The sequence below is a fragment of the Dyella sp. genome (genome assembly GCF_035503745.1).
Classification (GTDB): domain Bacteria; phylum Pseudomonadota; class Gammaproteobacteria; order Xanthomonadales; family Rhodanobacteraceae; genus Dyella_B.
In genome coordinates this window covers 239,618-261,710 of record NZ_DATJTC010000011.1, presented here as the reverse complement: position 1 = coordinate 261,710, position 22,093 = coordinate 239,618, and the positions used below count along the sequence as shown (strand labels likewise).

General features: G+C 66.1%; 18 protein-coding genes and 1 pseudogene. 11 read left to right on the top strand and 8 right to left on the bottom strand.

What is annotated here, in order from left to right; genetic code table 11:
- Positions 1-79 precede the first annotated feature (79 nt).
- The 3 genes from mtgA (at position 80) to VME63_RS05000 (ending at position 2,364) form a co-directional block, all read left to right on the top strand.
- A complete protein-coding gene (mtgA, locus tag VME63_RS05010; protein ID WP_325430877.1) occupies positions 80-826 on the top strand; it encodes a monofunctional biosynthetic peptidoglycan transglycosylase in 747 nt (248 codons plus the stop codon).
- Between the two features lie 83 nt (positions 827-909).
- Complete coding sequence (locus VME63_RS05005) at positions 910-1,890, top strand: glycosyltransferase family 2 protein (protein WP_325430875.1); 981 nt, start codon at positions 910-912, stop codon at positions 1,888-1,890.
- 45 nt (positions 1,891-1,935) lie between these two features.
- The gene (locus tag VME63_RS05000) at positions 1,936-2,364 is read left to right on the top strand and encodes a CBS domain-containing protein (protein ID WP_325430873.1); all 429 of its coding nucleotides are present in this window, start codon (positions 1,936-1,938) and stop codon (positions 2,362-2,364) included.
- A 3-nt stretch (positions 2,365-2,367) separates the two neighbouring features.
- Here VME63_RS05000 and VME63_RS04995 read toward each other — a convergent pair whose 3' ends face one another.
- Positions 2,368-3,675: an NTP/NDP exchange transporter gene (locus VME63_RS04995; RefSeq protein WP_325430871.1), complete on the bottom strand. Its 1,308-nt coding sequence runs from the start codon at positions 3,673-3,675 to the stop codon at positions 2,368-2,370.
- A 35-nt stretch (positions 3,676-3,710) separates the two neighbouring features.
- On the opposite strand from VME63_RS04995, the gene VME63_RS04990 reads away from it, so the two are divergent.
- Together VME63_RS04990 and VME63_RS04985 are read left to right on the top strand one after the other, a co-directional pair.
- The gene (locus VME63_RS04990; protein ID WP_325430869.1) at positions 3,711-5,324 is read left to right on the top strand and encodes a choline dehydrogenase; all 1,614 of its coding nucleotides are present in this window, start codon (positions 3,711-3,713) and stop codon (positions 5,322-5,324) included.
- Between the two features lie 192 nt (positions 5,325-5,516).
- On the top strand, positions 5,517-6,821 hold the full coding sequence (locus tag VME63_RS04985; protein WP_325430867.1) for a serine hydrolase domain-containing protein: 1,305 nt from the start codon (positions 5,517-5,519) through the stop codon (positions 6,819-6,821).
- A gap of 114 nt (positions 6,822-6,935) precedes the next feature.
- Here VME63_RS04985 and VME63_RS04980 read toward each other — a convergent pair whose 3' ends face one another.
- The 7 genes and pseudogenes from VME63_RS04980 to VME63_RS04950 form a co-directional block, all read right to left on the bottom strand.
- Positions 6,936-7,958 carry an energy transducer TonB gene (locus tag VME63_RS04980; RefSeq protein WP_325430865.1) on the bottom strand — a complete coding sequence of 341 codons (1,023 nt, stop codon included), beginning with the start codon at positions 7,956-7,958 and terminating at the stop codon, positions 6,936-6,938.
- Positions 7,959-8,727: 769 nt separating this feature from the next.
- Positions 8,728-8,958, bottom strand: a pseudogene (metJ, locus tag VME63_RS18495) (met regulon transcriptional regulator MetJ); the annotation flags it as partial.
- 574 nt (positions 8,959-9,532) lie between these two features.
- Positions 9,533-9,928, bottom strand: a complete 396-nt coding sequence (gene gcvH / locus VME63_RS04970) for a glycine cleavage system protein GcvH (protein WP_325430863.1) — start codon at positions 9,926-9,928, stop codon at positions 9,533-9,535.
- An 86-nt stretch (positions 9,929-10,014) separates the two neighbouring features.
- Complete coding sequence (gene gcvT, locus VME63_RS04965) at positions 10,015-11,115, bottom strand: glycine cleavage system aminomethyltransferase GcvT (protein WP_325430861.1); 1,101 nt, start codon at positions 11,113-11,115, stop codon at positions 10,015-10,017.
- Positions 11,116-11,197: 82 nt separating this feature from the next.
- Positions 11,198-11,839, bottom strand: a complete 642-nt coding sequence (locus tag VME63_RS04960; protein WP_325430991.1) for an alpha-ketoglutarate-dependent dioxygenase AlkB family protein — start codon at positions 11,837-11,839, stop codon at positions 11,198-11,200.
- The gene (locus VME63_RS04955; protein ID WP_325430859.1) at positions 11,832-12,419 is read right to left on the bottom strand and encodes a class I SAM-dependent methyltransferase; all 588 of its coding nucleotides are present in this window, start codon (positions 12,417-12,419) and stop codon (positions 11,832-11,834) included. The genes VME63_RS04960 and VME63_RS04955 overlap by 8 nt, the downstream gene beginning before the upstream one ends.
- 79 nt (positions 12,420-12,498) lie before the next feature.
- Complete coding sequence (locus VME63_RS04950; RefSeq protein ID WP_325430857.1) at positions 12,499-13,896, bottom strand: amidase; 1,398 nt, start codon at positions 13,894-13,896, stop codon at positions 12,499-12,501.
- Between the two features lie 156 nt (positions 13,897-14,052).
- Between VME63_RS04950 and VME63_RS04945 the strand changes: the two genes are divergently transcribed.
- The 6 genes from VME63_RS04945 to VME63_RS04920 all read left to right on the top strand — a co-directional run bounded on the left by VME63_RS04945 (position 14,053) and on the right by VME63_RS04920 (position 22,039).
- On the top strand, positions 14,053-15,654 hold the full coding sequence (locus tag VME63_RS04945; protein WP_325430855.1) for an electron transfer flavoprotein-ubiquinone oxidoreductase: 1,602 nt from the start codon (positions 14,053-14,055) through the stop codon (positions 15,652-15,654).
- Positions 15,651-16,958, top strand: a complete 1,308-nt coding sequence (locus tag VME63_RS04940) for a glycosyltransferase (RefSeq protein WP_325430853.1) — start codon at positions 15,651-15,653, stop codon at positions 16,956-16,958. The genes VME63_RS04945 and VME63_RS04940 overlap by 4 nt, the downstream gene beginning before the upstream one ends.
- Positions 16,955-17,179: a hypothetical protein gene (locus VME63_RS04935; RefSeq protein WP_325430851.1), complete on the top strand. Its 225-nt coding sequence runs from the start codon at positions 16,955-16,957 to the stop codon at positions 17,177-17,179. Before VME63_RS04940 ends, VME63_RS04935 begins: the two co-directional genes overlap by 4 nt.
- Positions 17,176-20,199, top strand: a complete 3,024-nt coding sequence (locus VME63_RS04930; RefSeq protein WP_325430849.1) for a glycosyltransferase family 1 protein — start codon at positions 17,176-17,178, stop codon at positions 20,197-20,199. The genes VME63_RS04935 and VME63_RS04930 overlap by 4 nt, the downstream gene beginning before the upstream one ends.
- 122 nt (positions 20,200-20,321) lie before the next feature.
- Positions 20,322-21,068: an electron transfer flavoprotein subunit beta/FixA family protein gene (locus VME63_RS04925; protein WP_325430847.1), complete on the top strand. Its 747-nt coding sequence runs from the start codon at positions 20,322-20,324 to the stop codon at positions 21,066-21,068.
- Between the two features lie 26 nt (positions 21,069-21,094).
- Positions 21,095-22,039, top strand: coding sequence for an electron transfer flavoprotein subunit alpha/FixB family protein (locus VME63_RS04920; protein ID WP_325430845.1), 945 nt, complete (start codon positions 21,095-21,097; stop codon positions 22,037-22,039).
- The last annotated feature ends 54 nt before the right edge of the window (positions 22,040-22,093 follow it).

The window sequence follows — 22,093 nt, the reverse complement described above, 5'->3', positions numbered from 1 at the left end:
GTCTTGAGGCACCATGAAGGCCACGCAGAGATCGTAGACAGGCTCTTATACTGCGCCGGGCTTTCTCGATGGCGTGGCCATGGTTCATCTTCCCTCATTTCGCCGTCTGCTGCGTTATGCCGGCATCGTGGCGGTGTCGTGGCTGGCGCTGACCTGGCTGGCCGTGCTGGTGCTGCGCTTTGTGCCGCCGCTGACTTCGGCGGTGATGCTGGAACGGCAGCTCGATGCCGCGATCCACGGCGAGCGGGGGTTTCATCTGCAGCACCATTGGGTACCGTGGTCGCGCATCTCGCCATGGGTGCCGATTGCGATGGTGGCCGGCGAAGACCAGAAATTTCCGTTCCACCACGGCTTCGACTTCGATTCCATCCAGAACGCGATAGATGCCGCCGATGACGGCAAGCGCCTGCGCGGCGCCAGCACGATCAGCCAGCAGACGGCGAAGAACCTGTTCCTGTGGAATGGACGCAGTTTCGTGCGCAAGGGGCTGGAAGCGTATTTCACGGTGCTGATCGAATTGACCTGGCCCAAGCGACGCATCCTGGAGATATACATGAACATCGCCCAGCTCGGCGACGGCATCTACGGCGTGGGTGCGGCCAGCGAAGACTTTTTCCACACCACGCCCGACCGGCTGGGTCCGGCGCAGGCGGCCCGGCTGGCGGCGGTGCTGCCCAATCCCGACCGCTTCCACGTCGACCGTCCCAGCGACTACGTGCTGGAGCGCAGCCGCTGGATCGAGCAGCAGATGGACCAGCTGGGCGGCCCGGCCTATCTGGACAGCCATCAGCCGCCGCGCGACACGCGCAGCGGACGGCGGCGCTGACCGCGCAGGCTTTCCCACGCCAGGGCCTGTTTACACTATGGGCGTGGCCCTAACATCAGCCCTGGCCGCCACGGATCCCATGCATGCCCACGCTCACTGTCGTTGTCCCTGCCTACAATGAATCGGAAGTACTGGCGGTCTTCCACCAGCGCCTGTGCGCGGTGCTGGACACGCTTTCGCTGCAGTGCAACGTGCTGTATGTCGACGATGGCAGCGGCGACGACACCTGGGCCATCGCCCAATCGCTTGCCGCCGCGGACGCACGCGTGGGCGCGCTGAAGCTGTCGCGCAATTTCGGCAAGGAGATCGCACTCACCGCCGGGCTCGACCATGTCGAGGCGGACGCCGCCGTGGTGATCGACGCGGACCTGCAGGATCCACCCGAACTGATCCCGCAACTGGTCGCGCAGTGGCAGGCCGGCTACGACGTGGTGTACGCCACCCGCGCGGCTCGCGCCGGCGAGACCGGCTTCAAGCGGTTCACCGCCGCCGCGTTCTACCGCACCATGGAGCTGATGTCGGACGTCCCCGTGCCGCGCGACACCGGCGACTTCCGCCTGCTCTCGCGCCGCGCACTCAAGGCGCTGGCGCAGTTGCGCGAGCGGCAGCGTTTTATGAAGGGCCTGTTCGCCTGGATCGGTTACCGGCAAACCTCGGTCAGCTATCTGCGCGATCCGCGCAAGGCCGGCCAGACGAAGTGGAATTACTGGCGCCTGGCCCAATTTGCCATCGAGGGCATTACCTCCTTTTCCGGCGCCCCACTGCGGCTGGCGACATGGACGGGAATGGCGGCCTCGATAGTGGCCTTCCTGCTGGGCCTGAAGGTGCTGATCAAGACGCTGTTGCTCGGCAATCCCGTGCCTGGCTATCCAAGCCTGATGGTGATGGTGCTGTTCCTGGGCGGCATCCAGTTGCTGGCGCTGGGCGTGATCGGCGAATACCTGGGCCGCAACTACAACGAAAGCAAACAGCGCCCGCTGTATTTCATCGAAGAGGCGCAGTTGCCCGGGCAGCCGGCCGACGCATCAGGCACACTTCACACCCCCGCCACCGAGCAGCGCTAAACTGGGCGCCACGCGGCCATGCTGCGGCCGTCGGGGAGGTTTGGCATGCGTCAGGTCAAGCACTTGCTGGAAACGAAGGGCCACGACATCTTCGCCGTCGCGCCCGAAGCGCCCGTACTGGAAGCGATCAAGCATATGGCCGAGCGCCGCGTCGGCGCGCTGCTGGTGATGCGCGGCGAACAGCTGGTGGGCATCGTTTCCGAACGCGACTACGCTCGCAAGGTGATTCTGCAGGGACGCTCGTCCGCGCAGACCGCCGTCTCCGAGATCATGAGCAGCCCCGCGCTGACCGTGACGCCCGATACGGATGTATTTGACTGCATGCGCCTTTGCACCGACAGCCGCATCCGCCATCTTCCGGTGCTGCAAGGCAGCCGCGTACTGGGCGTGATCTCGATCGGCGACCTGGTCAAGGAAGTGATCAGCGCGCAGGCCGAGCAGATCGACCAGTTGCAGCGCTACATCACCAGCTGAGCGTCAGGCTTCTTTTACCGCGTGCGCATCCGGCATGGATGCGCCGTTTTCTTCCGGCGCAAGCTCCGGGGCGGTGGCGGCCTTGCGCGCCACCCAGGTTGCGAGCAACGCCGCGCCCGCGCCGATCAGCGCAATGCGCCCAAGCGCAATACCAAGCCCTTCCAGCGCGGTGACGCTGCTGGTGACCAGCAGGTCGCCCAGGCGCCACACCGCGGTCTCGACGAAGTTTTTGCCCTTGTAGCGCATCTCGCGCGGCACGCGCGTATACAGCGCATCCGATGCGGGCTTGGTCATGCCGTACATGAAACCGCGCGAGCCGATCATCACGATCGCCAGATACGGCATGCTGTAACCCATTACCGAGAACTGGGCGTGACCGCTCGCCACGGCAAACAGCATCAAGGCCAGGTTGACCAGCATCGGCACCACCACCGCCCACAACACGCCGCGGCGAATCAGCAGCAGGCGCGTCAAGGTCAGTTGCAGGCACGCGCCCAGCCCGTTCACGGCCAGATCGATATGCGCATAGAAGGCCGTACGCGAGATGCTGGAAGTCAGGTGCGCCTTGGCGTAATCGGCGACCAGTGCGTAGGCGAGCGTACCGATGCCGTCGCCCAGCAGCATCAGGATGGCCATGAAGCGCAGGAACGGGCTGGACCACAATTCGCGGACACCTTCCCACAGCGATCCGCCGATGGGTTGCTCGGTGGCGCCGCCCTGCGCCCTCTCCGCCGAGATGCCCAGCAACAGCATCAGCGCAACGCCAAGCATCGCGGCCGAGACGAGCAACAAGGGCGCAACGCCCAACACGCCGACCAGCGCGCTGGTAATCAGCGGCCCGAACACCGCACCGGCCATGCCGCCCAGCGCGATCAGCGGAAACACCTCGCGCGCGCGCCGGCTGTCGTAGACATCGGCCATGAAGCTCCAGAACAGCGACACGACGAACAGGTTGAACACGCTCACCCAGACAAAAAACGCCACGCCCAGCGTGCGTGCGCCGATGCGGTCCTGCGCGAGGAACGCGGGCATGAAGCCGAGCAGGCATACGATGAAGAAACAGTAGCTCCAGCCCAGCAGGCGGCGGCGCGGGAAACGCGCCACCAGCGCGCCGAACACCGGCGTCAACAGCAGCATCGCCGCCAGCGTGGCCGCGTAGAACAACGGCAATTGCGACGACCCTACCGCGCCGCTCAATTGATCGCGCACCGGTCGCACGATGTAGTAAGCGGTGAGGATGAAAAAGAACGCGAGCGCCGACACGATCGGCGTGGCGTCTTGGCGTGCAACGGCGGAGGAGGACAAGCTCACTGGTGGCTTCCAGCGTGGGGCCGCGCAAGACTAGCATGACACCACGACGGCAACCGGCGGGGGAAGCGGTGGACTACGACTACGTGATCGTTGGGGCAGGCTCCGCCGGCTGCGTGCTTGCCCATCGCCTGAGCGCGCATCCGGGCAAACGGGTGCTGCTGCTGGAAGCGGGCAGTTCCGACTGGAACCCGCTGATCCACATGCCTGCGGGCATCGCTCGCCTGGCCAACAACCGCCGCCTCAACTGGAACTACGACACCGAACCCGAACCGGCCCTGCAACAGCGCCGCTTGTGGTGGCCGCGCGGCAAGACGCTTGGCGGCTCCAGTTCGATCAACGCGATGTGCTACGTGCGCGGCGTCCCGGCCGACTACGACGCCTGGGCGCACGCCACCGGCGACATGCGCTGGTCGTGGCCGCAGGTGCTGCCGTGGTTCCTGCACAGCGAGGACAACACGCGCGGCGTGAATGCGTGGCACGCGCATGGGGGTTTGCTGGGCGTGTCGGACCTGCGCCACCACAACCCGCTTTCGGCCGCGCTGATCGAAGCCGGCGCGAGCGCGGGCTGGGGCCGCAACGCCGACTTCAATGGCGCCGAGCAGGCCGGTTTCGGCTTTTACCAGGTAACGCAGCGCAACGGCGCGCGCTGCTCGGCGGCGGTCGCGTTCCTGCGCCCGGCGCAATCGCGCCCGAACCTGCACGTACGCACCCGCGCATACGTGACAGGCATCGTGCTCGAACAAGGGCGCGCCGTGGGCGTACGGCTGCAAGGGCGCGGTCGCAGCGAACAGGTGCGCGCGGGTGAAGTCCTGCTCGCCGCCGGTGCGATCAACTCGCCGCAGCTGCTGATGCTCTCGGGCATCGGCCCCGCCGATCACCTGCGCGAACACGGCATCACGCCGTGCCTGGACCTGCCGGGCGTAGGCGCGGGGTTGCAGGATCACCTGGACATCTGCACGCTGGTTGGCTGCACGCAAAACATCACCTACGACCATCTCAACGAGCTGGCCGCCGGTTGGCGCTATCTGCGCCATCGCGACGGCCCGGGCACGTCGAACGTGGCCGAGTCGGGCGGCTTCGTGCGCAGCCGCCTGGCCACCGATGCGCGTTGCGACATCCAGTTCCACTTTGTGCCGGCACTGTTGGACAACCACGGCCGCCACCGCCTGCCGGGCAACGGCTACACCTTGCACGCGTGCTACCTGCATCCGCGCAGCCGTGGCCGCCTGCGCCTGCGTTCGGTCGATCCGGCGACGCCTGTCGCCATCCACGCCGGCTACCTGAGCGATCCGGAAGGACACGACCTGGCGCGCATGATCGAGGCGGCCAAACTTTCCCGCGACATTCTCGCCCAGCCCGCCTTCGACGCTTATCGCGGCAAGCCGGTTTTTCCCGAAATGGCGCCGCAGAACGATGCGCAGTGGGAAGCCTTCATCCGGCGCAAGGCCGAAACCATCTATCACCCCGTAGGTACCTGCCGCATGGGCAGGGATGGCCACGCGGTGGTAGACAGCGAACTGCGTGTCCACGGCATCGCGGGCCTGCGCGTGGTCGATGCCTCGGTGATGCCGGCGCTGCCCAGCGGCAACACCCATGCGCCCACGGTCATGATCGCCGAGCGGGCGGCGGCGCTGACGCTGGCGACATAAGTCGCCGGCCGTAAGCACAGGATGGTCGGCCACGCGCAAACTGAACCCCTGGCGAGAGCCCGCTTCGCAAATCGCCGTCCAGCGTTGTGGCGATGTCCGAAGTGCAGCAAAATCGGCTGTCCCCGTCATGGAAGATGCCTCTGAGCTTGATGACCCGAGGCGTGGCCGCACGCCCGTAGTACGCGGAGTAGCATGCAGTTCCGTAAGCCTTCCCTTTTGATGGCCGGCACCCTGGGCCTGATCGCCGTATTGGCCAGCGCGTCGCCGGCGCGGGCGGCGCCTGTTCGCCGGACCGGTCCCCTCGCGCATCCGGCGCAGCACGACGCGACGGATCTGGACGCCACCACCACCATTCCCCCCGATCGCGTGAAAGCCGCGCTGGATGCCTATTCACACTGGCTCGACACGGTCGCGCAACGCAACGAGGTCGCGGGCTTGGCCACTGCCGTGGTAGTCGATGACAAGGTGGCGTACGAACGCGAGATCGGCTACACCGATACGTCCACCCAGCAGCCGGTCACCGCCGACACGGTGTTCCGGCTGGCCTCGCTGTCCAAGGCATTCGCGACCGCGCTGACCGGCCTGCTGGTCGATGACGGACGCTTCAGCTGGAACACCAAGCTTGCCAACGTGCTGCCGTTCTTCCAGCTCAAGGATGCCCAAGCATCCGAAGCGGCCACCGTCCAGGACATCCTCGGCCAGCGTCTGGGCCTGCCGCACAACACCTACGATCAGATGCTGGAAGACAACATCCCGTATGAAGAGCTGGTGCGCAAGCTCGACGAGGTCAACCTCACCTGCGGCGTCGGCGAGTGCTACGGCTACCAGAATGTAGCCTTCAGCCTGATCGGCGACTTGATCTACGCCGAGACCGGCGACTTCTTCTATCACCAGGTCGACAGGCGCCTGTTCTTTCCGCTGGGCATGACCAACGCCAGCTACGGTCGCGAGGCGCTGGAAAGCAGCAAGAGCTGGGCACGTCCGCACCGTCCCAACGGCGCGCACGGCTGGACGCCGTTCGATCCCAACGAAGCCTATTACCGCGTAGCACCGGCGGCCGGCGTGAATGCCAGCCTGCACGACATGGAGCTATGGCTGATCGCGCAGATGGGCGGACGCCAGGATGTGCTGCCGCAGTCGCTGCTGGATTTCCTGCACACCCCGGGCGTGCCCACGCCGGAAGAAATGCGCGAAGCGCCCTGGCGGCGAGCGCGGCTGACCTCGGCCAGCTATGCACTTGGCTGGCGCGTGTTCACCTATGGCGGCGAAACCATGGTCTTCCACGCGGGCGCGGTGGAGGGCTATCGCACCATGATCGCCTTCTTTCCGAAGTACCACGTCGGCATGGTGTCGATGTGGAACTCGCCCGGCGCGATCGGCACCGACCTGATGCCGATGGTGTTCGACACCATGTTCGGCCTGCCGCACGTGGATTGGGCCGGCGTCGAAAGCGATCCGCCGGCCAGCGCGCCGCATCACAAGCGACGCCGGCGCTAGGGATACCCCCGATCGATTGGCGTAACCTGCCGACGGCACGGATACGACCCAAAGCAAAGAGGCGAAGCCCTGGGCTTCGCCTCTTTGTTTTTACCCCTCGCGCCGCGCGGCGGCTTATTGCGGATTGCTGAGCTTGAACTCGATGCGCTTCTGCTGTTGCGAGGCAATCGCCGTGCCGTCGCGCAGGGCGGGCGAGAACTTGGCATGCCGGATAGCTTCGATCGCGGCACTGTCGAACACGTGCCGCGGCTCGGCATTGACGATGTTGATGTTGGTCACGCTACCGTCCGCATTGACCGTGTACTGCAGGTCCACCCAGCCTTCCTGATTGTTGCGCAGCGCCGAGGACGGGTAGCGCACGCGGATGCTGCTGACCGGAATGGCATCCCTGGTCTCCCCGCCGCCCGCGCCCGCATTGTTGCTGGCGGCCACCGCGTTGCTACCTGCCGTGTTGGACGAGGCGGTCTTGGCCGACTGCTCTTCCTGCCTGGCCTTCTGCTGCGCCGCCAAGGCGGCCTGTTCCTGGGCAGCCTTGTCCGCGGCGGCCTTGTCGGCAGCGGCCTTGTCGGCGGCGGCCTTCTGCGTGGCAAGATCCTGCTGGCGCTGCGCATCGAGCTGCTTCTGCTGCTCTTCGTCAAGCGTCTTGCGCTGCGCATCGAGCTTGGAGCGCAGGATGGTCAAGGTGTAGTTGGTCGGGTCCACCTTCGCCAACAGGTCGATTTCGCGCTCGGCCTCATTGAAGTCGCGCTGGTTGATCACCTGTTCGACGTTGCTGGCCGCGAACGGAAAGGTTTCGCGCAGGGCGTCGGCCGCGGCCTGGTTGCCCGGCTGCTTCTGCAGCACCTTGAGGTAGAACTCGAAAGCGTTGTTGCCGGCCGGCGCGATATAGCGCTGCTGGTTCATCGCCTTGCGCGCCTCGTCCTGCAGTTCGTTGAGGCTCAGCGCATCGACGTTGACCGGCGGCGGCGCGTGCTGGCTCTGGCTGACCGGCGTGGACGGATGCGCCCCCTGGTCGGCACTCATCAGATCCTCATGCGGCTTGATGATGAAGATCCAGGAGGCAATCGCCAGCGCCCCGATGATGACCAGAACGGCGATGGTGGCGGGCCGGATGGCGCCGCGCGCGCGAGCGCGCATAAGACTAATGTTTCGGGTATCCATGATCTCTCACTGACTTCGTGGCATCAGATACCCGCGCTTCCCCCCTGTTATCCAGGTGCGGCTCCCAAGGTCGCCGCGGCGCGGATGGAGGAAAGGTAACCCGATTACTGCGCTACGGCAAATGCGCTGCACTTCACGCCAGCCCTGGAAAATAGCTGCTAGCGAGGGGGTTGGAAAAATTCCTAGAGCGCTCGGACCCGTAAATGCCCATCGGGCGGCTCGTTCGGGCACCTTCTTAATTCAGGCGCCTTCTTAGTTCAGGCACGTCCGCCATGACTGCCGGCCGGCCGCGCCGGGCGGGCCTGTGGCGGGCAAAAAACTTCCGCGAGAGGCGATTTTTGGTGAGCCCTAAATGAAGCGTCCCGGCAAATGCCGGGACGAAACGCTTTCGAAGCACCTCCCTGCGCTGGGCACCGCAGGGAGACAATTCCGAATTTGCAGCTAGTTGTTGTGCTTACTTCTTGGTCTTGCTGGTCTTGGTGGCCTTCACCACCTTGGCAGCGGCAGCCTTCTTGGCAGTGCGCTTGCGCGTTGCCTTCTTGGCGGACTTCTTGGCAACGCGCTTGGCGGTCGCCTTCTTCGCGCCTACGCGCTTGGTGGCAGCCTTCTTGGCAGTCTTGCGAACGGTGCGCTTCTTGGCGGTGGCCTTCTTGGCGACCGGCCGCTTGGCGGCGGCTTTGCGGGTGGACTTCTTAGCGGCTTTCTTAGCCGATTTCCTAGCAGTTTTCTTGGCAGTGGCCATAGTTCGTCTCAGCTCCTCATCAGTTGGCAGTGGTTGCCCAGTAAAAGCGTGGAGGAACGCCTCAACCAGCAAATCGCTGTTGGTGGCGTGCCTCAAATTGTTGACCTGGCGGTACGTACGCAAATCCGAAAGCAGTCGCAATACATGCATTGGAATCGAAACAGTGATCTTTCTCACTGCGCCGGCTTTTTCACCGTGATCCACGTAAGGTTTGATGAACTTCGATGCCGCCATTGGTACCGTTCCCCGTTATATGGTGCGAAAGCTATTCCTGAACATTTCAACTGTCAATTGATTTTTGCCATGAAATCAATCCCTTCGATCCGGCGACCCGCTCATGGCATCGATTTCTAAAGGTCAATTGACGGTGCAAAAAACAAATGGCGAAGTGCTTCAGGCATTCTGTGTACGTGTCTCGCGCATTTTCAAATAAAGCCAAAAACAAGCTAAAAACGATCATTTTTTATTTTGCCCGCGCATGCCGTATGCATGCTGCGCGCGCATGCTTCGCACGCCGCGCAACACCGCTTCGGAGCCCTCGGCAGACACCCGACCGAAGCATGAACGGATGACGACTGAATTGTGCCCGGGATGACCCCGACCGGGTCCCGAACATCCCCGAACGCGTCCATGCGCACGCCAACGAGGTGGCGATGGATGCACCGCATGGATCGTCGTCGCGATGCGATCGCGGTATGTCTTCACCACCGCATCGACGCTCGCCGATGCGCCAGCGGGCGCATCGGCGAACCGCGAAAATGGCAACGGCCGCCTAAGCGGCCGTTGCCGGAACGAACCGATCGAGCAATCAGTCGTCTTCGTTCTCGATCAACTCCGCATAGGCGTCGGCGTCGAGCAGTTCGTCCAGTTCCGCGCGGTCGCTGGCCTTGACCACGAAGATCCAGCCGTCGCCGTAGGCGTCTTCGTTGATCGTTTCGGGCTTGTCGTTGAGGTTTTCGTTGACCTCGACAATTTCGCCGGACACCGGCGAATAGATGTCCGAGGCGGCCTTGACCGATTCGACCACCGCCGCGCCGTTGCCGGCCTGGACGCTGCTGCCCACTTCGGGCAGTTCCACGTAGACCAGATCGCCGAGCTGGCCTTGCGCATGGTCGGAGATACCCACGCGGATCAGGCCGTTGTCTTCGACACGGGCCCACTCGTGGGATTTGAGGAATTTCAGATCGCCGGGAATCTCGCTCATGGTCGGGTCCAGTCGTCGTTGGTTTCGATCAGGGGTGGAGGCACAAATTCTAACCATTTCCGCCGCAGGTCAATACATGCCGTGCGTCAGATACCCTCGCAAGGCTTGCCGTCGCGTACGAAGGGAAACTTGACCACGCGCACCGGCACTTCGCGGCCGCGGATGTCCACGCGCACTTGGCCGCAGGCGCCGGCCGGAATACGCGCGAAGGCCACCGCTTTGTTCAAGGTCGGCGCGAAGCTGCCGGAAAGAATCTCGCCCTCGCCGCCGTCGGTAAGCACCTTCTGGCCGTGGCGCAGCACGCCCTTCTCGTCCAGCACCAGGCCGACCATGGTACGCGTCACGCCGGCGGCTTTCTGCGCCTGGAGCGCCTCGCGGCCGATGAAGTCGCGGCCTTCGTCCAGCGCGATGGTCCATGCCAGGCCCGCTTCCCACGGCGAGACGTCTTCATCCATGTCCTGGCCGTAGAGGTTCATGCCCGCTTCCAGCCGCAGCGTGTCGCGCGCGCCCAGTCCGCATGGCGCCACGCCGGCACCGGCCAGCTCGTTCCACAGCGTGACGGCTTGTTCTTGCGGCACGATGATCTCGAAGCCGTCTTCGCCGGTGTAGCCGGTGCGCGCGATGAACAGCGGCGCGCCGTGCGGACCTTGCGCGGCCGCCGCGGCGAAGCGCCCGAGTTTTTCGATGCGGGCGCGATCCACCTCATGCAGCAGCCCGATCACCTTGGCGCGCGCGTTCGGGCCCTGCACCGCGATCATGGCGAAGTCCGGGCGCTCCTTTACCTCGACGCCGAACGCCTTGGCCTGCTGCGCGATCCAGGCCAGATCCTTCGCGCGCGTGGCCGCATTGACCACCAGGCGGAAAAACTCGTCGCCAAGGAAGTAGACGATCAGGTCGTCGATCACGCCGCCCCGCTCGTTCAACATGCACGTGTACAGCGCCTTGCCCTGCACTTTCAGCTTGTCGACATTGTTGGCCGCCAGGTGGCGCAGGAACGGGCGCACGCGCGCACCATGCAAGTCGACCACCGTCATGTGCGAGACATCGAACATGCCCGCGTCGCGCCGCACGGCGTGATGTTCCTCGATCTGCGAACCGTAGCTGATCGGCATGTCCCAGCCGCCGAAATCGACCATGCGTGCGCCGAGCGCGCGATGGGTGTCGTTGAGTACGGTCTTCTCGGTCATTGCTGGGCCTGTCGGGGTCAAGGGAGGAGATGGCAAACGCGCATTATCCCCGGCGCATGCGGGCAATCCAAGCTGCACGGCGTCATGGCCGCCGCCCGGCGGGGGCATGGATGAGACGAAAAGTGAGGTTGATGCGCGGTGCGCTTACCCGTGCGCTCTTGGGTACGTCGTGCTGGTACAGCTGCTGGGTGGCGCCGGACATGCACAGCAGGCTGCCGTGCGTGAGGGGTATCTCCACGGTATCGGCGGCCGTCGCGCGCGCGCCGCGCGGCAGCCTGCGACGCAGGCGGAAGCGGCGGGTGGCGCCCAGGCTCAAGGAGGCGATGACCGGTTGCGGGCCCAGTTCGGGCTCGTCGTCGCTGTGCCAGCCCATGCTGTCGGCGCCATCGCGATACAGATTGGCCAGTACACTGTTGAAGCGCGCATGACACGATCGCTGCACCGCTTCACGCAGCGCATGCAGCGCAGGCGTCCATGGCCGCGGCTCGAAGCGCGTGCGCGAATAGACGTAAACGGCGCCGGGATCGCCGATCCAGCAGCTCAGCCGTGGCGCATCCCGCTCGCGGCCGAACATGCGCAGGCGATGGCGCTCCCAGGGGATCTCTTGCAGCAGTTGCTCCCACCACGCATCGGCCGCTTCTTGCGACAGCCACGACCATGCGCACCGCACGTGGGCGCCTGGCAGCGGCAGAAGCTCCCAGCCTGCGTGGCCCGCGTCAGCCATCCTCGCGGACATAGGCAAACACCTGCGCCGGCGGCAGATTGCGCCACACCACGCCCACGCGCGTGCAACGCAGGCGAAGTTGCTGGCGCACCTTTTCGTCGAGCGGACTGCGCAGACCGTAGGTGTATTGCACGAACACGCCGCCGGGCCGCAGCACCGCCAGCGCGGCGGAGACGATGTCGTGCTGCCACTGCGGCGGCATGGTCAGCAGGCCCAGGCTGCTGAGAATGGCATCGGCACCGGCCGGCGCCAGCACGCCGGTGCGCTGCGCCAGTTCGTTGACATGCCGCGCGTCGGCGCACAGCACCTGCGCCTGCGGAAAGCGGCGGCGCAGCACGGCATGCATGGTCTGGTTCATTTCAAGCACCAGCAGCTGCGAGGGCGATACGCCGTGGCGGATCAGCGCCTCGGTGATCACGCCGGTGCCGCCGCCCAGCTCGATTACGCAACGCGCCTCATCGGGCATGGCCGAAATCATCATGCGCGCCAGCGGCTGGCCGGAGGGCAGCACCGAGGCCATTTGCAGCGGATGCTTGATCCACTCTAGAAAAAAGGTGAGCTGCTGGGTGTCGGCTGGCATGGGGAGGCCCGGCTGTTTTGCGCCACTTTAATGCGCCGACCGTAACAAAACGTTGTCAGTGCGCATCGGGCCGGCCCAGTCAGGTCAGAACGGGGTATTCGGGCGCCGCATCCAGCGTGGCCGACCATACCGCCGCCAGCTCCAGCAGGCGCAGGTCCGAACCGCGCGCGCCCACCAGCTGCAAGCCGATCGGCAGGCCGTCGGGCAGCGTGCCCATGGGGATGCTGACCGCCGGACATCCGGCGAGATTGGCAAACGCAGTCAGGTCGCCCTGCGTGGTGGGCACCGGGCCATCCAGCGCAAAGGCACCCTGGGGCGTGGTGGGCATAAGGAGCACGTCGATCTGCGCGAACAGCCGGCGCATCTTCAAGGTGGCCGCGTCCAGCACCCGGTCGGCGCGGGTGACATCGAGGGCGGTCTTGCGGGCGGCATAGTCGAGCATCGATCGAAAGCGCGGCGATACGGGATGCTCGGCATCGGCCAGCTGGGCGGCGAAGGTATCGAGCATCTGCGCTTCCATCAGCAGCAGGCCGGCGCGACGTGCGCGGTCGAAATGCCAGTCCTCGAAGTCCACCGCGCGGCACTGGCCAAGTTCGCCGTCGAGTTTGGCCAGCGCCGCGTCGAACACGTCGATCACCGCCGGCTGTACACCCAGCGCGGGCAGGTTGGCCAGCACGCCGCAACGCAATTTGGCCGGCTCCCAGTCCGGCGGCGCAAGCGCCACGCGGCGGCGGCGGGAGCGCGGATCGTCCGCATCGTAGCCGGCCAGCACCTGCAGCAGCACGGTCAGATCGTCCACGCTGCGCGCGATCAGCCCGACGGTGTCCAGCGCGCGCGCCGCCGGCACCATGCCGCGCGCGGAAATTTCGCCCTGCGTGGGTTTGAGGGCAAACACGCCACAGTAACTGGCCGGAATGCGGATCGAACCAAGCGAATCCGAACCGATCGCCGCCACCGCCAGCCCCGCCGCCACGGCCGCCGCCGAGCCGCCGGACGAACCGCCCGCCGTGTAGCCCTGCCGGTGCGGATTGTGTGTCGGTCCGGTGTGCGGATTGTCGGTGACCGCGCCAAGCGCACCCTCATCCATATTGGTTTTGCCGATCAACACCGCGCCCGACGCGCGCAACCGCCCCACGACGTGCGCATCGTACCCGGCCGCTGCGCCAGGCCCGGGCAGGCCCGCCCGTGTCGGCCAGCCGGCGATGTCGAAGTTGTCCTTGATGGCGATCGGGATGCCGTCCAGCCGCCCGATGACGCCGTTGCGCCGCCGCTGTTCGGACATACGCGCCTGTTCGCGCGCCAGCGGGGCGCTCACGCTGACGTAGGCATTGAGTTGGGGATCGAGGCGCGCGATGGCGTCCAGATAAACCTCGGCCAGCGCCTGGGGATTGACCTGCCCCGCCGCCAGCCCGTGCAGCAGCCGGCACAGCGTGGCGCGGCGCAGATCCAGTCCAGCGATGGGCGGCAGCAAGTTCACGCGCGCTCCGGCACAGATCCAGCACGATAGGGTCGTTGCCCGGCAAACCCGCGGCCGATCCCGGCCGGTTTGCCGCGCACGAGGCGAACCCGGAGAATAACCGGACATACCTTGGGGCGCTCGCCCCGCAGCCCATAGCCACACGACGGAGCCCTCATGACCGAACGCGAAACGATGGAATACGACGTTGTCGTCGTGGGCGCGGGGCCGGCCGGGCTGTCATTTGCCATCCGCCTCAAGCAGCTCAAGCCGGATGTCACCGTCTGCGTGATCGAAAAGGCTTCCACCATCGGCGCCCAGATCCTGTCCGGCGCGGTGATCGAACCGCAGCCGCTGGACGCCCTGCTGCCCGGCTGGCGCGACAACCCGCCGCCGATCTGCGTGCCCGCCGCCGAGGACGAATTCTGGCTGCTCAACAAGACCGGCGCACGCAAGCTGCCGGTACCGCCGGGCATGAAGAACCATGGCAACTTCATCGTGTCGCTGGGCGCGCTCTGCGCGTGGCTGGCGCCGCAGGCCGAGGCGCTGGGCGTGGACGTATTCCCCGGCTTCGCCGCCGCCGACACCATCTATAACGACGACGGCTCGGTCGCGGGCGTGCGTATCGGCGACATGGGCGTGGCCAAGGACGGTTCGCACAAGGCCGGCTACACCCAGGGCATCGACATCAAGGCCAAGGTCACCGTGCTCGCCGAAGGCGCGCGCGGCAGCCTCAGCAAGCAGCTGATCAAGCGCTTCAAGCTGGACCAGGACAGCGATCCGCAGGGCTACTCCATCGGCATCAAGGAGCTGTGGCAGGTGCCGCCCGGACGCGTGACGCCCGGCAAGATCGTGCACAGCTTCGGCTGGCCGGCCGACAGCCACACCTACGGCGGAAGCTTTCTTTATCACCTGGACAAGGACCGCATCGCGCTCGGCTACGTCAGCGGCCTGGATTACAGCGACCCGGACTATCAGCCGTGGGAAGCGTTCCAGCAGTGGAAGAACCACCCGATGATCAAGTCGCTGCTCGAAGGCGGCAGCATTCTTTCCGCCGGCGCGCGCGCCATCGTCACCGGCGGCTACCAATCGCTGCCGAAGCTGGAAATGCCCGGCGCGCTGTTGATCGGCGACAGCGCAGGCCTGCTCAACGTGCCCAAGATCAAGGGCACGCACCAGGCGATCCGCAGCGGCATGCTGGCGGCCGAACACCTGGCGGGCAGCGCCCTGGCATCCGCCGGTTTCGACGCCAAGCTGCGCGGCTCGGAAGTGATGGCGGAGCTGAAGAAAGTACGCAACATCAAGCCCGGTTTCAAAAAGGGCTTGTGGTGGGGCATGCTCAATGCCGCATGGGAAACCTTCACCGGCGGCGCATCGCCCTGGACGCTGAAGAACAAGGCCGACTGGTCCTCGCTGCACAAGCTGGGCCAGCAGGAAGAGCCCAAGCGCGACTACGTGCAGCGCGAACTGCCGCCGCGCGACCGCCTCGCCGGCGTCTACTTCGCCGCCACCGAACACGATGAAGACCAGCCGGTCCATCTGCACGTGCAGGACACGTCCGTGTGCGTGACCAGGTGCGCGCAGGAATACGGCAACCCGTGCACGCGCTTCTGTCCGGCCAATGTCTATGAAATCGTGCAGGACGACGCGGGCAAGCGCCTGCAGATCAACGCCGCCAACTGCGTGCACTGCAAGACCTGCGACATCAAGGATCCCTATCAGATCATCAACTGGGTCACGCCGGAAGGTGGCTCGGGCCCCAATTACCAGAATCTGTGAGCCTGGATCTGACCTGGCGCCTTGCGCGCCTGCATCAACTGGTCCGCCGCGCCTGGGGCAGCCTTGCCCTGCGCGGGTGGAAAGGCACGCTGCGGCGCATCGCCGAGCAGCGCCGCGCACCGCAGGACGATGACGCGGCAGCGGCGGCCGTGACACACGCCAGGTGGAACGACGCCGACACCCACGGCCGCCGGCGCATGCTGGTGATCGACGCGATGGCACCCAATCCCGCGCGCGATTCCGGTTCGCTGCGCCTGTGCATGATGCTGCGGCTGCTGCATGAGGACGGCTGGCATGTGGATCTGCTTTCCGACGACGGCCGCATCACCGCGGCGGACACGGCACGACTGGCCGGATACGGTGTCCACGCCCACCACGGCAGCCCGATGCGCTGGCTGCGCCAGCACGGCCGCACGCTCGACGCGGTGCTGCTGTGCCGCCTTTCGGTAGCGGCGCCTTACCTGGCGCCGAGCAAGCGCCTGGCGCCCGAAGCCATCCGTATTTTCGACACCGTCGACCTGCACTTTCTGCGCGAGCGGCGCGCGGCGGAAGTATCCGGCAGCCGCCGCATGCAGCGGCAGGCCGCGGCATCGCAACGGCAGGAGCTTGCCCTGATCCGCGCGAGCGACGTGAGTTTCGTGGTCAGCCCGGTGGAGCTGGAACTGCTGCGCAAGGAACTGCCCGGCAGCCGCGTCGAGCTGGTCAGCAATATCCACGACGTGCACGGCCGCGCCGCACCTTTTGCCGAGCGGCACGACCTGCTGTTCGTCGGCGGCTTCGGCCACCCGCCCAATGAAGATGCGATGCGCTGGTTCGTGGCCGACATCCTGCCCCTGCTGCACGAACGCGATACCGGCCTGCGCCTGCACGTGGCCGGCGATATCTCGCCCCAAGCCCGCGACGCGCTGACGCGGCCGGGCGTGGATATTCACGGCCGCGTCGAGGATCTCTCGGAACTGATGAACCGCTGCCGCGTTTCCATTGCGCCGCTGCGCTTCGGCGCGGGCGTCAAGGGCAAGGTGAACATGGCCATGAGTTATGGACTGCCGGTGGTGGTTACGCCGATGGCCGCCGAAGGCATGCACCTGGTGGACGGATACGACGCGCTGATCGCCGAAACGGCGGCGGGCTTCGCCGACGCCATCTGGCGCGTCTACCATGACCCGGCGCTATGGATGCGGCTGTCCAAGCACGGCCTGGACAACGTAAGACTGCACTTCTCCGCGCAGGCTGCGCGCGACACGCTGCGCAAGGCGCTGGCGGTCGCCGGCACGCCCGCATCGCCGGAACCACCCACGCCATGAAACGCCTGCTTCATCTGGCCAAGCAGTTTCTCGCCCGGCATCCCGGGCTGCGACGCAAGATCGTCAACGCCATCTATCGCGTGCCGATGCTCGACATGCGCCTGCGCGCGGTGCTGGACCGACGCGACGACCCGGCGTGGCGCCGGGTGGACGCGGCCGATCTGCCGCAAGAGGTGCGCATGGTCTATTCGCGGCTGCGCCAGCGCATGGAGCGTCGATGAAGCTGCTGCTGGATCTTCAAGGCGCGCAGAGCCAAAGCCGGCACCGCGGCATCGGCCGCTACACGCTGGCGCTCAGCCGCGCATTCCTCGCGCGCGCCGAACCGTTGCACGACGTGCGGCTGCTGCTCAACGCGCGTTTCGATACACCGACCGATGCGCTGATCGCGACGCTGGGCAGGCATGCCCGCGCAGACCGCCGCATCGTGCTCGATGTTCCCGAAGGCATCCGCGCACAGCCCGGCGGCAACCCCTGGCTGCGCCGGGCCGCGGCGCGCACGATGCGGCACGCAATCGAAGGCTTCGATGCCGATGCCGTATGGTTCAGCAGCCTGCTCGAAGGCTACAACGACGATGCCCTGCCCCCGGACGCGCCGCCGGCCGGCATGGCCAGCGTGGCGACCCTGTACGACCTGATTCCGCTGCACAACCCGGACGTCTACCTCGGGCATCCGCGCGTGCGCCAATGGTACGAGCAGAGCATCGACGTGCTGCGTCGCTGCGACTTGCTGCTGGCGATTTCCGAATGGGTACGCCAGGACGCCATCGAACGGTTGGGACTTGCGCCCGAACGGGTGGTAAACATCGGCGCGGCGGTGGATGCCGGCTTTCGCAAGCCGCAAGCGGATGTCGCCGCCAGCGAGGACCTATCCCGGCGCTACGGCATGACGCGTCCTTTCGTGCTTTACAGCGGAGGCTTCGAACAACGCAAGAACGTGTCATCGCTGATCGAGGCATTCGCCAGGCTGCCCGAGGGGCTGCGCGCGCGCCATCAGCTTGTGCTCGTCGGGCGCCCCTCGCAGGAGGAAAAAGCGCAGCTTGATGCGGTAGCGCGCAAAGCGGCACTCTCCCCCGACAGCATCATCTACACCGGCTTTGCGCCCGATGACGATCTGGTGCACCTGTACGCCGAATGCGCGCTGTTCGTGTTCCCCTCGCTGCTGGAAGGCTTCGGCCTGCCGCCGCTCGAAGCGATGGCCTGCGGCGCGCCAGTGATCGCCAGCAACGCCGCGAGCCTGCCCGAAGTGGTCGATCGCCGCGATGCGCAGTTCGATCCCACCCGCATCGACAGCCTTGTCGAGCGAATGGCCCAGGCGCTGGGCAATCCCGCTTTCGCCGCAGCGCTTCGGCTCTATGCCCAGGAACGCGCGGCAACGTTCAGCTGGGATGGCGTTGCCGAGCGTGCGCTGGGCGCGCTTCAGGAACTGGCGCAAAGGCGCGGAGCGGCACGCACCGTCGCCGCCGCTTCGACGCAGGCACGCATCACCTGCGTAGTTGCCGGCGACACCGGCACGCCGGCATGGCTGGCCGAACTCGATGCGCGCGTCGTTTCGCCAGCGCAGCTGCCGGCACCCGGCGATGCCTCGCCGCTCAATGCAAGCGACACGCGCTTGCTGTATCTGGTCAACCCGGGCACGGCAGGGCAACTCGCGCCGATCATGCAAACGCATCCGGGCGTGCTGTTGGTCCAGGAAGCATCCGGAAATCTTCCGGCGATGCCGGACCAGCGTGCGCTCGAAGCCGCCTATCGCACAGGCGGTTACGCGGACTTGCTAGCCGCGTGCAGCCCCGGCGCGCAAGCGATCGACCCACGCCTGCTCGCCCTGGCGGAGGACGCCCTTGGCGTGCTGTGCACGGATGAGCGCGCCGCCCAGCCATGGCGCAGCCAGGCCGGCGCGGCCTCGCTGCCGCAGATCACGGTACTGCCGGCACACGGCACCTCCGCCGCATGCCGGCGCGAGATCGCGCACGCCTACGCAACGCATCCGCTCGCGCGCGAGGCGTGCTTGTTCGACGACATCGCAAACATGGAAGGCAAACCCGGCGACGACGATCTCGCCGCGCTTGCCAACACCATCGTCGCGGCCCGTCCGCCCGGCGGCGTGCGCCGATGGCTGGTGGATGTCAGCGGCATTGCCGAAAAAGACCTCCGCACCGGCGTGCAGCGCGTGGTGCGCAACATCTTGCTGCACTGGCTGAAGTCGCCACCGGCCGGCGTGCGCGTGGAACCGGTGCGTTTCAGCAACGGCCGCTACCGCTATGCGCGCCCCTATGCGCTGAGCCTGCTCGACGTTACGCAGATCCAACTGCCGGAAGACGCCGTGGAAATCGCCAACGGCGACGTCTTCGTCGGGCTCGACTGGGCCATCGACACCATCGCCCAAGCCGAACCGCAACTGCGCGACTGGCACCGGCGTGGCGCAAGCCTGCACTTCCTTGTGCACGACCTGCTGCCGCTCACGCTGCCGGACATGTTTCATCCGTATGCGCGCGGACGCTTCGAGGATTGGCTGCGCCGCGTCGCCGGCATCGCCGATCAGCTCGTCTGCGTGTCGCGCGCCACGGCCGAGGACCTGCGCCATTGGTTGAACACCCAGGCGCCGGACTACCAGTTCGGCGCGCCACCGCGCCTGTGCGACTCGCCACTGGGCGTGGATGCCGTGCTGGGAACCGGCCATTCCGTGCTGCGCAAACCACTCGCCCAAGCCATGCATACGCGCCCGACGCTGCTGATGGTGGGAACGATCGAACCGCGCAAAGGCTACGACCAGGCGCTTGAAGCCTGCGAGATGCTGTGGAATACCGGCACCGACTGCAATCTGGTCATCGTGGGGCACTACGGTTGGTTGATGGAAACGTTTCGCACGCGCGTACAAGCCCATGCCGAGCGCGGCCGGCGCCTGTTCTGGATCGACGATGCCGGCGACGGCGAACTCGACGCCATCTATCGCCAAAGCACCGCACTGCTTGCCGCATCCTGGGGCGAGGGTTACGGACTTCCCCTGATTGAAGCGGCCCGTCGTGGCCTGCCGGTGATCGCCCGTGACCTGCCGGTTTTTCGGGAGGTGATGGGTGGGGCGGCTCGCTATGTCAGCGCGCCCGGTGCGGCGGAGCTGGCTGCCGCACTGCGCGGCCCACTGACCACGCCGGTTTCCCGCGATACCATCCCTGCCACATCGTGGCCGAACTGGGAACAGAGCGGGGCTGCCATGGCCGAGCGGATTGCCCGGTTCGCCCCTTAGCGATGCGCTAGCGCACCGCCGCGGCTGACCATGCGCGCCCGCATGGTCAGCCAAATCCGGTTAGAATGCGCGTTTGCATCACACCCCATACGCCCAAGGGCGTCCGGTAGAAGGAAACGCAGATGAAGATTCTGGTCGGCTACAAGCGCGTGGTGGACTACAACGTCCGCATCCAAGTCAAACCCGACGGCACCGGCGTGGTGACCGACGGCGTGAAGCTCTCGGCAAACCCCTTTGACGATATCGCGCTGGAAGAAGCACTGCGTCTGCGCGAAAAAGGCGTGGCCGAAGAAGTCGTGGTGGTGGCCATCGGCCCGGCCGATCTTACCGCGCACCTGCGCAACGGCCTGGCGATGGGCGCCAACCGCGCCATCCACGTGGTCACCGCCGATGCCGTGGAACCGTTGACCGCCGCGCGCGTGCTGCACAAGCTGGTCGAGAAAGAACGGCCGGGCCTGGTGATCCTGGGCAAGCAGGCGATCGACGATGACGCCAACCAGACCGGCCAGATGCTTGCCGCATTGTGGGACCGGCCGCAGGCGACCTTCGCCAGCAAGCTGGATGTCGCCGACGGCAAAGCCACCGTCACGCGCGAAGTCGACGCCGGTCTGGAAACGATCGAAGCGGAACTGCCCGCCGTCGTCACCACCGACCTGCGCCTTAACGAACCACGCTTCATCAAGCTGCCGGACATCATGAAAGCCAAGTCCAAACCGATCGACACGATCGAATTGGCGTCGTTGAGCGTGGATGCGCACCAGCAACTCAAGACCACCCATTACGCCGCGCCGCCCAAGCGCAGCAAGGGCGTGATGGTGAAGGATGCGGCCGAACTGGTCGCCGCACTCAAGCAGAAAGGCCTGCTTTAAGCAGCCGCCCGGACAAGGAGACACCCATGAGCAAGATCCTGGTTATCGCCGAACATCTGGACGGCAAGCTCAATGCCTCGACCGCACGCGCGGTCAGCGCAGCAAGCGCAGTCAAGCCCGAAGCCATCGATGTGCTGGTGCTGGGCGACCATGTGGACACCATCGCTGCCGACGCCGCGAAGATCGACGGCGTGAGCCGCGTGCTGACCGTGGCCCGCGCCGAGAACGCCCATCCGCTGGCCGCGATGCTGGCGCCGCAGATCGCCAAGGCCGCCGCCGGCTACAGCCACGTGTTCGCCCCTTCCACCACCTTCGGCAAGGACGTCGCGCCTCGCGTCGCCGCCCTGCTCGGCGTGGCGCAGGTCAGCGACGTGATGAGCGTGGAAGGCAGCCACACCTTCAAGCGCCCGATCTACGCCGGCAACGCCATCGTCACGGTGGAAGCCGATGCCGCGCACACGATCGTCGCCACCATCCGCACGGCATCGTGGCCTGCCGCCGCCACCGGCGCCAACAACGCGCCCGTCGAGGCGCTTGGCCTGGACGTGGCACTGCCCTCGCACACCCGCTTCGTCGAACTCAAGCAGGGCAAGAGCGATCGCCCCGACCTGCAAAGCGCCAGCAAGGTCGTATCCGGCGGGCGCGGCGTGGGCTCGAAGGAAAACTTCGAGATCATCTACAAGTTTGCCGACAAGATCGGCGCGGCCGTCGGCGCCTCGCGCGCGGCGGTAGACGCCGGCTACGTGCCGAACGAACTGCAGGTAGGCCAGACCGGCAAGATCATCGCGCCGGAACTGTACATGGCCATCGGCATCTCGGGCGCCATCCAGCACCTGACCGGCATCAAGGACGCGGGCACCATCGTGGCCATCAACAAGGACGGCGAGGCGCCGATCTTCGAAATCGCGGACATCGGCCTGGTGGGGGATCTGTTCAAGCTGATTCCGGAGCTGGAACAAGCCCTCGGCTGAGCGGCGGAAAAACGGCCTCCAGGGCGCGGTGCGGGACACTCCCGTACCGCGCTT